Annotated in this window: 12 protein-coding genes; 2 read left to right on the forward strand and 10 right to left on the reverse strand. The window is 70.9% G+C overall.

What is annotated here, in order from left to right:
• Positions 1-27 precede the first annotated feature (27 nt).
• A complete protein-coding gene (locus ACZ7MX_RS27840) occupies positions 28-1098 on the forward strand; it encodes a mechanosensitive ion channel family protein (RefSeq protein ID WP_472136012.1) in 1071 nt (356 codons plus the stop codon).
• Positions 1099-1126: 28 nt separating this feature from the next.
• Here ACZ7MX_RS27840 and ACZ7MX_RS27845 read toward each other — a convergent pair whose 3' ends face one another.
• From ACZ7MX_RS27845 to ACZ7MX_RS27860, 4 genes are all read right to left on the reverse strand, one after another.
• Positions 1127-2719 carry a Na+/H+ antiporter gene (locus tag ACZ7MX_RS27845; protein ID WP_472135963.1) on the reverse strand — a complete coding sequence of 531 codons (1593 nt, stop codon included), beginning with the start codon at positions 2717-2719 and terminating at the stop codon, positions 1127-1129.
• Between the two features lie 130 nt (positions 2720-2849).
• On the reverse strand, positions 2850-3791 hold the full coding sequence (locus ACZ7MX_RS27850; RefSeq protein WP_472135964.1) for an RluA family pseudouridine synthase: 942 nt from the start codon (positions 3789-3791) through the stop codon (positions 2850-2852).
• 73 nt (positions 3792-3864) lie between these two features.
• Positions 3865-4467 (reverse strand): signal peptidase II, encoded by a 603-nt coding sequence (gene lspA / locus ACZ7MX_RS27855; RefSeq protein ID WP_472135965.1) that lies wholly within the window; start codon positions 4465-4467, stop codon positions 3865-3867.
• Between the two features lie 128 nt (positions 4468-4595).
• Positions 4596-5309 (reverse strand): TraR/DksA family transcriptional regulator, encoded by a 714-nt coding sequence (locus ACZ7MX_RS27860; RefSeq protein WP_472135966.1) that lies wholly within the window; start codon positions 5307-5309, stop codon positions 4596-4598.
• Positions 5310-5917: 608 nt separating this feature from the next.
• On the opposite strand from ACZ7MX_RS27860, the gene ileS reads away from it, so the two are divergent.
• Entirely contained in the window at positions 5918-9061 is a 3144-nt protein-coding gene (gene ileS, locus ACZ7MX_RS27865; protein WP_472135967.1) for an isoleucine--tRNA ligase, read from the forward strand.
• 232 nt (positions 9062-9293) lie between these two features.
• On the opposite strand, the gene ACZ7MX_RS27870 is transcribed toward ileS, so the two are convergent.
• The 6 genes from ACZ7MX_RS27870 to ftsZ all read right to left on the reverse strand — a co-directional run bounded on the left by ACZ7MX_RS27870 (position 9294) and on the right by ftsZ (position 14298).
• A complete protein-coding gene (locus tag ACZ7MX_RS27870; protein WP_472135968.1) occupies positions 9294-10400 on the reverse strand; it encodes a DivIVA domain-containing protein in 1107 nt (368 codons plus the stop codon).
• Positions 10401-10449: 49 nt separating this feature from the next.
• Positions 10450-10743 (reverse strand): YggT family protein, encoded by a 294-nt coding sequence (locus ACZ7MX_RS27875; RefSeq protein WP_030415214.1) that lies wholly within the window; start codon positions 10741-10743, stop codon positions 10450-10452.
• A gap of 66 nt (positions 10744-10809) precedes the next feature.
• On the reverse strand, positions 10810-11430 hold the full coding sequence (locus ACZ7MX_RS27880; RefSeq protein ID WP_385864173.1) for a cell division protein SepF: 621 nt from the start codon (positions 11428-11430) through the stop codon (positions 10810-10812).
• Positions 11431-11552: 122 nt separating this feature from the next.
• Positions 11553-12287: a YggS family pyridoxal phosphate-dependent enzyme gene (locus tag ACZ7MX_RS27885; RefSeq protein ID WP_472135969.1), complete on the reverse strand. Its 735-nt coding sequence runs from the start codon at positions 12285-12287 to the stop codon at positions 11553-11555.
• Positions 12284-13030 (reverse strand): peptidoglycan editing factor PgeF, encoded by a 747-nt coding sequence (gene pgeF / locus ACZ7MX_RS27890; protein ID WP_472135970.1) that lies wholly within the window; start codon positions 13028-13030, stop codon positions 12284-12286. Before pgeF ends, ACZ7MX_RS27885 begins: the two co-directional genes overlap by 4 nt.
• Positions 13031-13044: 14 nt before the next feature.
• On the reverse strand, positions 13045-14298 hold the full coding sequence (gene ftsZ, locus ACZ7MX_RS27895) for a cell division protein FtsZ (protein ID WP_472135971.1): 1254 nt from the start codon (positions 14296-14298) through the stop codon (positions 13045-13047).
• Between the last annotated feature and the right edge of the window lie 232 nt (positions 14299-14530).

Genomic DNA, 14530 nt, shown 5'->3' on the forward strand with positions numbered 1-14530 from the left:
ATCCCAGCCGAGGAGGAATCCGTGTCCGTGGAGGACGTGCTGCGCCCCATCGCCGTCCTGGGCGGCTCCGTCGCCCTCACGCTCGTCCTGGTCTGGCTCGCCGACCGGGCACTGCGCCGAGTGGACGCCGCGCACCCCGAGACCCCCCTGTGGGGGCTGCTGCGGCGCTGCCGGGTACCGCTGCAGGTGGCGTTGTGCGCGGCCCTGCTGCGCGGCGCCTACGACGAGACCGGGCTGACGACCGTCGAGGAGCACGAGGCGGGGATCGGCCAGACGCTCAGCCTGGTGCTGATCGCGGCCACCGCCTGGCTGACCATCCGTGCCGCGGCGGCGATAGTGGAGTCGTCGTACTCCCGCTACGCGGCGAGTGCCCGGGACGTGGCGCGGGTGCGGCGGGTGCGCACCCAGGTGACGCTGATCCAGCGGGTGGTGACGGCGGTGGTGACCGTCGTCGCGGCCGCCTCGATGCTGCTGACGTTCCCGGAGATGCGGACGGTCGGCACGTCCATGCTGGCGTCGGCCGGGCTGCTGGGCATCGTCGCCGGTATCGCCGCCCAGTCCACCCTCGGCAACCTCTTCGCCGGGCTGCAGATCGCCTTCGGCGACATGGTGCGGATCGGCGACACGGTCGTGGTGGACGGCGAATGGGGCACCGTCGAGGAGATCACCCTGACCTTCCTGACCGTGCGGACCTGGGACGAGCGGCGGATCACCATGCCGGTGTCGTACTTCACCGGCAAGCCGTTCGAGAACTGGTCGCGCGGCGGCGCCCAGATGACCGGCACGGTCTTCTTCCACCTCGACCACAGCGCGCCGGTGGAGAAGATGCGGCAGCACCTGCTGGAGGTCCTCCAGGAGTGCGCGGACTGGGACGGCCGGGCCTGGAGCCTGGTGGTCACCGACACCACGCCGACCACGATCCTGGTGCGGGCGCTGGTCACCGCCCGGGACGCGGACGCGATCTGGTCCGTGCGCTGCGAGGTCCGCGAGCGGATGCTCGACTGGCTGCGGACCGAGCACGCCTACGCGCTGCCGCGGATCAGCACGGCACCGGCGGAGCTGGACGCCCCGCCGGGCGCGGGCCGCACGCGCGACTGACCCCGGGCCCCGTCGAGCCGCGGTCGTCTCAGGGGGCGCCGCGCAGACTGCGGATGTCCAGGTGGCGCAGCACCCGGTCGACGATCTCCGGGTCGGCGCCCGGTTCGCTGCGCGCGGCCAGCACCTCGTGCCGGGCCGCCGAGAGCATCTCGCCCTGGATGCGCTGCACCTTCTTCAGCCGGCTGATCCGCTTCTCGAAGAGGTCGCGCCGCTCGTCGTCGACGATGTCCGGCGCGATCCGGGCGCCGATGTCGAAGGCCCGGCGGGAGAGCTGGTCGCTGACCTCGTCGGGCAGCTCCTCGACCTCCATGATCTCCTTCAGCCGCCGCTTGGACGCCTTGATCACCCGGACCGCCAGCTCCCGCTCCAGGGCGTCCACGGCGTCGGTGTCGGCCCGCACCCGCAGCCTGCGCACGAGCCAGGGCAGCGTCAGGCCCTGGACGAGGAGGGTGGCGAGGACCACCGCGAACGCGATGAAGAGGATGTCGTTCCGGGCCGGGAACGGCCCGCCGTCCACGCCGAACGGGATGGCCAGCGCCAGCGCCACCGAGGCCACCCCGCGCATCCCCGCCCACCACATGATGAGCGTCTCGCGCCAGCTCATCGGGATGTCCTCGTCGTAGTCGCGGCGCTTGTGCATCCGCTTGGCCAGCCAGGCGGCGGGCAGCAGCCACAGCAGGCGGACGCCGACGACGACCGCCACGACCGCGGCGCCGGCGCCGATCAGCTGGCCCCAGCGGTGTGCGGCGGCCCCGAAGATGTTGTGCAGCTCCAGGCCGATCAGCCCGAAGGCCACACCGGTGACGAGGGTGTCGACGACCTCCCAGAAGGTGTATCCGGCGAGCCGGCCCATCACGTCGTCCGGGTCGACCGCGTACTCGGCGAGGAAGAGCGCGCAGGTCAGCACCGCCAGCACCCCGGAGCCGCGGAACTCCTCGGCGAGCACGTACGCCACGAACGGCACCAGCAGCGTCAGCCCGATCTGCAGCGTGGGGTCGCCGAGCAGGCCCATCATCTTGTTGGTCACCCAGCCGATCGCCAGACCGACCGCTATGGCCACGACGGCGGACAGGACGAGGGAGCCGAGCGCGCCGGGCACCGAGAAGCTGCCGCTGACCGCCGCGGCGAGCGCGACGTGGTAGAGCACGATCGCGGTGACGTCGTTGAAGAGGCCCTCGCCCTCCAGGATGGAGACCATCCGGCGGGGCAGCCCGAGTTTGCCGGCGACCGCGGTCGCGGCCACCGGGTCGGGCGGGGCGACCAGCGCGCCGAGCACCACCGCGGCGGCCACCGGCATCCCGGGCACCACTGCCTGGGCGACCGCGGCCACCGCGGCCGTGGTGGCGAAGACCAGCGCGACGGCGAGCAGGAAGATCGGCCGGAGGTTGGCGGTGAACTGCCGCCAGGACGTGCGCTGCACGGCCGCGTAGAGCAGCGGCGGCAGCACCACGGGCAGGATGAACTCGGGCGGTACCTCGACGTTGGGGACGAACGGCAGCAGTGCCAGGACGGCCCCGGCGAGGGTCATCAGCACCGGTGACGGCAGTCCCAGCCGGTCGCCGACCGGAACCATCACCACGGCTCCGAGCAGAAGGACGAACAGCAGAGCCAGCTGATCCACGGTGGCTACGCTCCAAAGCGGTCGGATTCGATCACTTTTCGCCCAAGGGTGCCATGCCCGCCGTGGTTGACCGCCGTGCCGGTCCGCGCGGCGCCGCGTGCCGCCGGCCGCGCGCCGTCACGCGGCTCCGTCAGCTGCTCTCGTCCCGCACGGTGTCCAGGGCGTGCTGGAGGTCGTCCGGGTAGGCGGACGCGAATTCGACCCAGCTGCCGTCGGAGGGGTGCTCGAAGCCGAGGCGGACCGCGTGCAGCCACTGCCGGCCGATGCCCAGCCGCTTGGCGAGGGTGGGGTCCGCGCCGTAGGTGAGGTCGCCGACGCAGGGGTGGCGGTGGGCGGCCATGTGCACCCGGATCTGGTGGGTGCGGCCGGTCTCCAGCTTGATGTCGAGCAGGCTGGCCGCGCGGAACGCCTCGATCAGGTCGTAGTGCGTGACCGACGGCTTGCCCTCGGCGGTGACCGCCCACTTGTAGTCGTGCTGCGGGTGCCGGCCGATGGGGGCGTCGATGGTCCCGCTCATCGGGTCCGGGTGGCCCTGGACCAGGGCGTGGTAGCGCTTGTCGGGGACGCGCTCCTTGAACTGCCGCTTGAGGGACGTGTACGCCCGCTCGGACTTGGCGACCACCATCAGGCCGGAGGTGCCGACGTCGAGGCGGTGCACGATGCCCTGGCGCTCGGCGGCGCCGGAGGTGGAGATGCGGTAGCCGGCCGCGGCCAGTCCGCCGATGACGGTGGTGCCGGTCCAGCCGGGGCTGGGGTGCGCGGCCACGCCGACCGGCTTGACGATCACGACGATGTCGTCGTCGTCATGCACGATCTCCATGCCCTCGACGGGCTCGGGCACGACCTCGACGGGCGCCGCGGCCTGCGGCATCTCGACCTCCAGCCAGGCACCGCCGCGCACCCGCTCGGACTTCATCACCTCGGACCCGTCGACCCGGACCTTTCCGGAGGCGGCGAGTTCGGCCGCCTTCGTACGGGAGAAGCCGAACATACGGGCCAGCGCGGCGTCGACGCGCTCGCCCTCCAGGCCGTCCGGTACGGGCAGGGTGCGGATCTCGGGAAGCGTGCTCACCCCACGAGTATGGCAGTCGCCCCATGGTGTCCTGCCCGGCGGCCGGGGGCCCGGCCACCGGCCCCTGCTGAGGTCAGTCCTTGTGGAGCGTTCCGTCGGGGTCCAGCCCCCGGAACGAGAGGATCACGATCAGGATGCCGCCGCAGACGATGGCGGAGTCGGCGAGGTTGAAGACGGCGAAGTGCGCGGGGGCGATGAAGTCGACCACGGCGCCCTCGAAGACGCCCGGCGCGCGGAAGATCCGGTCGGTGAGGTTGCCGAAGGCGCCGCCGAGCAGCAGCCCGAGGGCGATGGCCCAGGGCAGGCTGTAGAGCTTGCGGGCGACCCGGGCGATGACCAGGATCACGGCCGCCGCGATGATCGTCAGGAAGATCGTCAGCGCTTCGCCGATGCTGAAGGCGGCGCCGCGGTTGCGGATCACGCTGAACTGGAGCAGCGTGCCGATCACCTGGATCGGCTCGTGGTTCTCCAGCTTCGCCACGACCAGCAGCTTGCTTCCCAGGTCGAGCAGGTAGACCACGCACGCGACCAGCAGCAGCGCGGCGATCCGCCGCTTGCCGCGGCCGGCGCCCCGCTCCGCCTCCGCCGGTGCGTCCGCTGCGGCCTCCGCTGTGGGATCCGCTCCGGTACCCGGCTCGGGTTCCGGCGTGCCGGTGATGCGTTCCGCCTCTGCCACGTGTGAGTCCCTCAGCCCGTCGTGTCCGCGGCCAGGCCGTGCCTGGCTGAACCACGAGAGTACGGCACACACGTACGGGCGCGGGCGGTCCGGGGGCCGCCCGCGACGACCGGTCCGAGGGCGCCGGCTCAGCGGCGCTCCTGCTTCTGCTTGCACTCCACGCACAGCGTCGCCCGGGGGAATGCCTGCATCCGTGCCTTGCCGATGGGGTTGCCGCAGTTCTCGCACAGCCCGTAGGTGCCCGCGTCCAGCCGGCCGAGGGCCCGCTCGGTCTGGTGGAGCATCTCGCGGGCGTTGGAGGCGAGCGCGAGCTCGTGTTCGCGGGTGATGTTCTTGCTGCCGGTGTCCGCCTCGTCGTCGCCGGCGCCGTCGCCGGAGTCGCGCATCAGCCCGGCGATGGCGTCCTCGGCGGAGGTGATCTCCAGCCGCAGCCGCCCGACCTCCTCCATCAGTTCCGAGCGCGCCTCGTCGACCTCGGCGGCCGTCCAGGGGTCCTCGCCGGGCCGGACCGCGAGCTCGCCGGGCGCCGCGGCCGTCCGGGCCACGGGCACCGCGGAGTCGTTGCCGTGCTCCCCGGCCGTCGCGGCCACCGTCTTCTTCGCCACCACCGTCTTGGCTCCCGTCTTCTTGGCGGGCGCCTCGGCCTTGGTGGCCGGAGCCCGCTTCGCGGTCTTCGCGGCCGCCGTCTTCTTGGCCGTGGTCTTCGTGGCCGTCGTCTTCCGGGCGGCAGCCTTCTTCGGAGCGGCCTTCTTCGGAGTGCTGTTCTTCGGTGCGGGCTGCTTCGCGACGGCCTCGCCGGCAGGCGTCGTGCTCTTCTCCGCGGCGGTCTTCTTCGCCACCATGGCCGCGACCCCTTCACATATGTGACTTTTATTCGCGAATCGTGACGGGAACGATAAATCGCCACAGAGCACGCGGCAACGGGACGCACCGCCCCATCAGGTCCTGCCACCCGGCCCGGAAGTCCGGTCTGCCTCGGTTGTGCCCCGCTGCCCGCCCCGTAATCCGCTTGGCCGCCCGGCACCCGGCCGCTGGCCATTCGGGTCACGGCCCGGTCGCGCGCCCCCGTCCCGCGCCCCCGCCGTAAATCCGGTCGGCCGCTGTCGGTGGCGCCCCGTACACTGGGCCCAGCGAGAGGCAGTGATGGGACGAGTAGCGCCGTACGCAGCCAGCAGCGACCCGGGGACGGTGGAAGCCCGGGGGCGTGCACGACGTGAAGATCACCCCGGAGCCGCCGGAAGAAAGCTCTGAACAGTGGGCCCCACCCACAGGCCCGGACAGGGGGCTCCGCCCCCTGGGCCTCGGGCCACCCGGAGCGAGTAGAACCGGCAGCGCGACCCCAATGAGGGGGCGGTGCGGCACGCACCGCCAAGGAGGGTGGTACCGCGGGAGCCAGGGCTCTCGTCCCTCCGGACGGAGAAGCAGCAGATGTCCGCCGGAGGAAGCCCCGATGAGTGAGCAGCCCTTGTACCGCCAGGTACCCGCCCAGGTAGACCTGCCCGCCCTCGAGCACGCCGTGCTCGATTTCTGGCAGGAGCAGAAGGTCTTCGCCCGTACCCTCCAGCAGTCCGAGGGCCGGCCCGAGTGGGTCTTCTACGAGGGCCCCCCGACAGCCAACGGCATGCCCGGCGCGCACCACATCGAGGCCCGCGTCTTCAAGGACGTCTTCCCCCGGTTCCGCACGATGCAGGGCTACCACGTCGACCGCAAGGCCGGCTGGGACTGCCACGGCCTCCCGGTCGAGCTGGCCGTGGAGAAGGAGCTGGGCTTCAACGGCAAGAAGGACATCGAGGCGTACGGCATCGCCGAGTTCAACGCCAAGTGCCGCGAGTCGGTGACCCGGCACACCGACGCCTTCGCCGAGCTCACCACGCGCATGGGCTACTGGACCGACCTCGACAACCCCTACCGCACCATGGACCCCGACTACATCGAGTCGGTGTGGTGGTCGCTGAAGCAGATCTTCACCAAGGGCCTGCTGGTCCAGGACCACCGCGTCGCCCCGTGGTGCCCGCGCTGCGGCACCGGCCTGTCGGACCACGAGCTGGCGCAGGGCTACGAAACCGTCGTCGACCCCTCGGTCTACGTCCGCCTCCCGCTGACCTCCGGCCCGCTGGCCGGCGAGGCCGCGCTCCTGGTCTGGACGACGACCCCCTGGACCCTGGTCTCCAACGTCGCCGCCGCCGCGCACCCGGACGTCACCTACGTCGTCGCCACCGACGGCACGGAGAAGCTGGTCGTCGCCGAACCCCTGCTGGAGAAGGCGCTGGGCGAGGGCTGGGAGGCCACCGGCCAGTCGTTCACCGGCCGCGAGATGGAGCGCTGGTCCTACGAGCGCCCGTTCTCCCTGGTCGAGCTGGAGGGCGCCAACTTCGTCGTCAACGCCGAGTACGTCACCACCGACGACGGCACGGGCCTGGTCCACCAGGCCCCGGCCTTCGGTGAGGACGACCTCAAGACCTGCAAGGCGTACGGCCTCCCGGTCGTCAACCCGGTCCGCCCCGACGGCACCTTCGAGGACGAACTCCCGCTGGTCGGCGGCCAGTTCTTCAAGAAGGCCGACGGCACGCTGGTGGCCGACCTGGACGCCCGCGGCCTGCTCTTCCGGCACATCGCCTACGAGCACAGCTACCCGCACTGCTGGCGCTGCCACACCGCACTGCTCTACTACGCCCAGCCGTCGTGGTACATCCGCACCACCGCGATCAAGGACGCCCTCCTCCGGGAGAACGAGAACACCAGCTGGTTCCCCGAGTCGGTCAAGCACGGCCGGTTCGGCGACTGGCTGAGCAACAACATCGACTGGGCACTGTCCCGCAACCGCTACTGGGGCACCCCGCTGCCCATCTGGCGCTGCGAGGACGACCACCTCACCTGCGTCGGCTCGCTCGCCGAGCTGACCGAGCTGACCGGCACCGACCAGTCGGACCTGGACCCGCACCGCCCGTACATCGACGCGATCACCTTCGGCTGCCCCGAGGAGGGCTGCGCCCACACCGCGGTCCGCGTCCCGGAGGTCATCGACGCCTGGTACGACTCCGGCTCGATGCCGTTCGCGCAGTGGGGCTACCCGTACCGCAACAAGGAGCTCTTCGAGAAGCGCTACCCGGCGCAGTTCATCTCGGAGGCCATCGACCAGACCCGCGGCTGGTTCTACACGCTGATGGCCGTCGGCACCCTGGTCTTCGACAAGTCGTCGTACGAGAACGTGGTCTGCCTCGGCCACATCCTCGCCGAGGACGGTCGCAAGATGTCCAAGCACCTGGGCAACATCCTCCAGCCGATCCCGCTCATGGACCAGCACGGCGCGGACGCGGTCCGCTGGTTCATGGCGGCCGGCGGCTCGCCGTGGGCCGCCCGCCGGGTGGGCCACAACACCATCCAGGAAGTCGTCCGCAAGACCCTGCTGACGTACTGGAACACCGTCGCCTTCCAGGCGCTGTACGCCCGGACGTCCCAGTGGGCACCGTCCGCGGCCGACCCGGCCCCGGCCGGGCGTCCGCTGCTGGACCGCTGGCTGCTCGGCGAGCTGAACACCCTCGTCGAGCAGGTCACCGAGTCCCTGGAGTCCTTCGACACCCAGCGCGCCGGCAAGCTGCTGTCCGCCTTCGTCGACGACCTGTCCAACTGGTATGTCCGCCGCTCGCGCCGCCGCTTCTGGCAGGGCGACGCGGCCGCGCTGCGCACCCTCCACGAGGTCATCGAGACGGTCACCCGCCTGATGGCGCCGCTCACCCCGTTCATCACCGAGCGGGTCTGGCAGGACCTGGTCGCCCCGGTCACCCCGGACGCCCCGGACTCCGTCCACCTCTCCAGCTGGCCGGTCGCCGAGCAGTCGCTGATCGACCCGGCGCTCTCGGCCCAGATGGCGCTGGTCCGCCGACTGGTCGAGCTGGGCCGGGCGACCCGCGCCGAGTCCGGTGTGAAGACCCGCCAGCCGCTGTCCCGCGCGCTGGTCGCGGCCCACGGCTTCGCCGGGCTGCCCGAGGACCTGCGCGCCCAGATCGCCGAGGAGCTCAACGTCAGCTCGCTGGCTTCCCTGTCGGAGGTGGGCGGCTCGCTCGTCGACACCACCGCGAAGGCCAACTTCCGGGCGCTGGGCAAGCGGTTCGGCAAGGGCGTCCAGGCGGTCGCCAAGGCCATCGCCGGCGCGGACGCCGCGGCGCTCTCGCTCGCCCTCCGGGAGGGCACGGCGAGCGTCGAGGTCGACGGCGAGACCGTCTCCCTCGCCCCGGACGAGGTCATCATCACCGAAACCCCCCGCGAGGGCTGGTCGGTGGCCTCCGACGCGGGCGCCACGGTCGCCCTGGACCTGGAGATCACCCCCGAGCTGCGCCGGGCCGGTCTGGCCCGGGACGCGATCCGGCTGATCCAGGAGGCGCGGAAGAACAGCGGTCTGGACGTCGCCGACCGGATCGCGCTGCGCTGGGCGTCGTCCGACGAGGAGGTCCGGACGGCCCTGGCCGAGCACACGGGTCTGATCGCCGAGGAGGTCCTCGCCACGGACTTCGCCCCCGGCGAGCCGGACGGCGGCTACGGCCCGGCCTTCACCGACGAGGCACTGGCACTGACGTTCCACCTCCGTAAGGCGTAATCCGCGAGGCCCGACCTCGTCCCGAATGCCCCGGTGTGCACCACACCGGGGCATTCGCCATTTCCATACAGAGGTGGGCAGTTGAGCCCGTTTTGTCGATATGGACACCGGTCACCACCGGCCGGCCGGGGCGCGCCCCGACAGGGCCGGCCCACCGCACAAAAGGGCCGGGCCCCGAGGGAAATCCCTCGGGGCCCGGCCCTGATTGCCGACGGTACGCCTCAGGCGGGCGTCAGTTGTCGTCCTCGTCGATGAGGAAGCCCCTCATCGGCGACGGGGTCTGCTGCATCGGCGACGGGCCCTGCGGCCGCACCGGAGCCATCGGCTGGGTCATCGCCGGCGACATCTGCTGCTGACCGCCGTAGGACGGACCACCGCCGGAGCCGTTGCCCATCGAGTGGTTGCCGCCCATGGACTGGCCGCCACCCATGGTGTGGTTGCCGCCCATCGTGCCGGCACCGGCCGACGCCATCGACGGGGACGGCGGCAGCGAGGCGGCCGCCGGGGTCCGCGGCGGGGCGAGCGAGTCGTCCGCCTGGTTCTCCAGCTGACGCAGCTGGCTCTCCAGGTAGGACTTCAGCCGCGTGCGGTACTCGCGCTCGAAGCCGCGCAGGTCCTCGACCTTGCGCTCCAGCGTCGCGCGGGCCGACTCCAGCGAGCCCATCGCCACGCGGTGCTTCTCCTGCGCGTCCCGCTCCAGCGCGTCGGCCTTGGCGCGGGCGTCCCGCTCCAGGCCCTCGGCACGGCTGCGCGCCTCGCCGACGATCTTGTTGGCCTCGGAACGGGCCTCCGCGATCGCCTGGTCGGCGGTCTGCTGCGCCAGCGACAGCACGCGCGCGGCACTGTCACCACCGGGGCCGCCCTGCGGGCCGCCCTGCTGGAGCTGCTGCGGACCACCGGGGCCGCCCATCGGGCCACCCATCGGACCGCCGGGGCCCATCGGACCGGGACCGTGCGGGCCCTGCGGGCCGTGGCCACCGGGACCAGGAGGCAGCTGCGGTGCACCACCGGGCAGTTGGGGCGGGCCCCCCATCCCCTGCTGCTGCGGCGGGACCGGCTGCGGACCAGATATGGCGGCGGGCACGGGAGCCCCCGGACGCTGCTGCTGCTCCTGCTGCTGGTCCGGTCCCTTGCGCAGCCCCTGCTGCTGCTGGTTCTGCGCGGCGGCGCGCGTGGCGGCGGCCAGCTTGGCGCGCAGGTCCTCGTTCTCCCGCAGGAGCCGGGTCAGTTCGGCTTCGACCTCATCGAGGAAGGCATCGACCTCGTCCTCGTCATAGCCTTCTCGGAGGCGGACGGTCGTGAACTGCTTGTTCCGCACGTCCTCGGGGGTCAACGGCATCTCTACTTCACCTCAACGTAGTCGTCGGCAATCGGCAAGACCGTATCGTTCACACCAACAACACCGACCTCACGACGGTGATCAGGATGTAGACGATGATCATCAATACGAAGAAGGACAGGTCGAGCGCCACGCCCCCGAGACGCAGCGGCGGGATTACCCGCCGCAGAAGCTTGAGTGGCGGATCAGTGACAGTGTAGGCGGCCTCCAGAATGACCACCATCGCCTTGCCGGGTTGCCATGAACGGGCGAACTGGAAGACATAGTCCATCACCAGCCGGAAGATCAACACGATCAGGAAGCAGTACAGCGCGATATAGATCACCTGACCAGCGACACTCATCTCGCGCGTCCCTCTCCCCTTGCTTCTGTGTCGGCCCTACGGCCTCGGTGTGCCCGGTGTTGCGTCTCAGCTCTGGTTGAAGAACCCGCCCTCTGCGATACGGGCCTTGTCCTCCGCCGTGACATCGACGTTAGCAGGCGACAACAGGAACACCTTCTGCGTCACCCGCTCGATGCTGCCGTGAAGACCAAACACCAAACCGGCCGCAAAGTCGACAAGTCGCTTCGCATCGGTGTCATCCATCTCCGTCAGATTCATGATCACCGGAGTGCCCTCGCGGAAGTGTTCCCCGATGGTACGGGCTTCGTTGTAGGTCCGCGGGTGCAGCGTGGTGATGCGGTAGGGCTCCCGCTCGGACACAACCTTGGGCATGATCACCGGTGCGTTCTTCTCCAGATTCGGACGGTCGGGTGTGATGGATGACACGGGGGCGATTCGCGCGGGTCGTCCGTTTTCCGGGGCGAGCGGGGCGGGTTCGCGTGGCGCCGGGGGCGTCACGGCACGGACGGGTTCGTCCCGTTCCGGGCGTGTTTCGGCCTGCACTTGGTGCTGTTGGCGCCGTCCCCGGTCGGGTTCCGGGTCGAGCTCGGGCTCGAACTCGTCGTCGGGGTCGAACCCCCGGCCGTCGTACCCATCGTCCTCCACGAGGCCGAGGTAGACCGCCATCTTGCGCATCGCGCCGGCCATTCTCTGCGTCCTCCGCTCTGTGGTGGATCGGCTCCGTCACCAGGGCCTTGGATCCACGCGGCCTCCCCGCTTTCTGCGGAAATGACCATATATTGTGCTGTGGTCCGACTTGCTTGGCGACGTTACCCGAGCCGTGGTCGGACTCCGAGTACCGCCGTACCGACGCGCACATGTGTCGCTCCGGCCGCCACGGCGTCCTCAAGGTCCGCACTCATGCCTGCTGACACCATGTTGGCAGCAGGATGGGTGGCGCGCAGGTCGGTTGAGATTTCCATGAGCCGTTCGAATGCGGCCAGTTGGCGTCCGGCATACGGCCCGGTCAGCGGCGCGACCGTCATCACGCCGTCCAGCCGCAGCCCTTCGGCCCCGGCGATCGCCTCCGCCAGCGCCGGGACGCCGTCCGGCGCCACACCGCCCCGGTCACCGGTGCTCCCCCGGCCCGCACCCGACTCGGCGTCAAGTGCCACCTGGATCAGGCAGCCCAGCTCCCGACCCGCACGGACCGCTTCCTTGGAGAGTGCGGTGACCAGTCGCGCCCGGTCGACCGACTGCACAATTCCGGCATAACTCGCCACGGATCGCACCTTGTTGGTCTGCAACTGACCGACGAAGTGCCAAGTAAGCGGCAAATCAGCGCATTCGGCAGCCTTGGGTGCCGCCTCCTGGTCACGATTCTCGGCGACCTGCCGCACCCCCAGCTCCGCCAGCAGCCGGACGTCGCTCGCGGGGTAGGTCTTGGTGACGACGATCAGCGTCACCTCGTCCCGCGGCCGGCCGGCCTTGGCGCAGGCGGCGGAGATACGTTCCTCCACCCGCGCCAGGTTGGTCGCCAGTTCCGTTCTACGGTCGTCCGTCACAGCTCGCCGTCCAGCCACACGTAACTCGCGAGCCGCCCGGTCGTGCGGTCGCGCCGATAGGAGAAGTGATCCGCGGATTCCCGCGTGCAGACGTGCGAGATGTGGGGATCGTCACGCACCGGCACGCCCGCCGCGGTGAGTTGGGCGCGTACACCGGCGATGACGTCCACCGCCGGGGTGCCCCAGCTGGTCGTCGCATGCGCTTCGGGCACCACCGCCGCGACGTCGGACCGCATCCGGTCGGGCACCTCGTAGCAGCGCCCGCAGATCGCCGGGCCGGTGTACGCGAGGATCCGGGCCGGCTCCGCACCCAGTTCGGTCATCGCCTCGACGGCCGCCGGTACGACGCCGGCGACCAGGCCCGGCCGGCCGGCGTGTGCCGCGCCGGTGATGCCCGCGACCGGGTCGGCGAGGAGTACCGGGGTGCAGTCGGCGGTCAGGACGGCGAGCGCGAGACCCCTGCGGGCCGTCACCACCGCGTCCACGCACGGGACGTCGGCGTCGCGCCAAGGTCCGTCGACCACCGCCACGTCCCGGCCGTGGACCTGGTTCATCCAGATCACCGCGGTCGGGTCGAGACCGAGCGCGCCGGCCGCGCGGGCGCGGTTGGTACGCACGGCCTGCGGGTCGTCGCCGACCGCGCCCCCCAGGTTGAGCTGCTCATACGGAGCGGCGCTCACCCCGCCCCACCTGTCGGTGAAGGCGAAGTGCGCGCCGCTTTCGTGGTGCTGTTGCCCTATCACTTCGGTGCTTTACGTCACTTCAGGAAGTCGGGAACGTCGAGTTCCTCGGCCGCGCTGTCGGAGTACGACGGACGGGCCGGGGGGACCTGCGGCCCGCTCGACGGGGGTGCGGCCTCGCCCAGCGAGGACGACGGCTCGGCGGCCGGTTCGCCGCGGTCCGCCAAGGCCCCGGCGTCCCGTACGGGGACGGAGCCCAGGCCGCCGAACGACGACGCCGGGGTACGGGGCTCGGGCGGGGCGGCCGGACGGCTGGCGGCCGGGGCCGGCTCCTCGCGCTTCGGGGACGACAGGGTGGCCTGCTGGTCGCGGCGGGCCGGCGGCTGGCCGCCGTCGAAGCCCGCGGCGATGACGGTGACCCGGACCTCGTCGCCCAGCGCGTCGTCGATGACCGCGCCGAAGATGATGTTGGCCTCCGGGTGGGCGGCCTCGCTGACCAGCTGGGCGGCCTCGTTGATCTCGAACAGACCGAGGTCGGAGCCGCCGGAGATGGACAGCAGCACGCCGCGGGCGCCGTCGATGGACGCCTCCAGGAGCGGCGAGGAGATCGCCATCTCCGCGGCGGCCACGGCGCGGTCGTCGCCGCGCGCCGAGCCGATGCCCATGAGGGCCGAGCCGGCCTCCGACATCACGGACTTGACGTCGGCGAAGTCGAGGTTGATCAGACCGGGCGTGGTGATCAGGTCGGTGATGCCCTGGACACCCGACAGCAGCACCTGGTCCGCGGACTTGAACGCGTCGAGCACGCTCACCTGGCGGTCCGAGATGGACAGCAGCCGGTCGTTGGGGATCACGATGAGGGTGTCGACCTCTTCGCGCAGCTGGGCGATGCCGTCCTCGGCCTGGTTGGCGCGACGGCGGCCCTCGAAGGTGAACGGCCGGGTGACCACACCGATCGTCAGGGCGCCCAGCGAGCGGGCGATGTTGGCGACGACGGGTGCGCCGCCGGTGCCGGTGCCGCCGCCCTCGCCCGCGGTCACGAAGACCATGTCGGCCCCCTTGAGGACCTCCTCGATCTCTTCGCGGTGGTCCTCGGCCGCCTTGCGCCCCACGTCGGGGTTGGCGCCGGCGCCGAGGCCGCGGGTCATTTCGCGGCCGACGTCGAGCTTGACGTCGGCGTCGCTCATCAGCAGCGCCTGCGCATCGGTATTGATCGCGATGAACTCGACGCCCTTGAGCCCGACCTCGATCATCCGGTTGATGGCGTTCACGCCACCGCCGCCGATGCCGACGACCTTGATGACTGCGAGGTAGTTCTGCGGTGCTGCCACGTCGAAGGCCTCTCGCCTCGAGTTACGTGTCGTCGCCGCACTTGCCTGTGGACGCCGACTGATGCCGATGGGACGGTCCGTATCGCCGACCCGAACCCTAACGTTGAAGTTTAGGGTTACCTGTGCCTGTGTTCCTTGGTTCCATAGTCCCTTTGGAACGAGACACTAAGTCGACAAGGCGCGCCCGTTCAACGAACACGCCGAACCTCCCGTTTTTCTTTTCACCCTATGT

It is taken from the genome of Streptomyces sp. NPDC107765, assembly GCF_055657085.1.

What these genes read in the sequence shown, in the direction of transcription:
- ACZ7MX_RS27880 (WP_385864173.1), bottom strand. Translation starts at nt 11,430, where the DNA reads ATGGCCGGCGCGATGCGCAAGATGGCGGTCTACCTCGGCCTCGTGGAG.
- ACZ7MX_RS27860 (WP_472135966.1), bottom strand. Translation starts at nt 5,309, where the DNA reads ATGGTGGCGAAGAAGACCGCCGCGGAGAAGAGCACGACGCCTGCCGGC.
- ACZ7MX_RS27875 (WP_030415214.1), bottom strand. Translation starts at nt 10,743, where the DNA reads ATGAGTGTCGCTGGTCAGGTGATCTATATCGCGCTGTACTGCTTCCTG.
- ACZ7MX_RS27870 (WP_472135968.1), bottom strand. Translation starts at nt 10,400, where the DNA reads ATGCCGTTGACCCCCGAGGACGTGCGGAACAAGCAGTTCACGACCGTC.
- ileS (WP_472135967.1), top strand. Translation starts at nt 5,918, where the DNA reads ATGAGTGAGCAGCCCTTGTACCGCCAGGTACCCGCCCAGGTAGACCTG.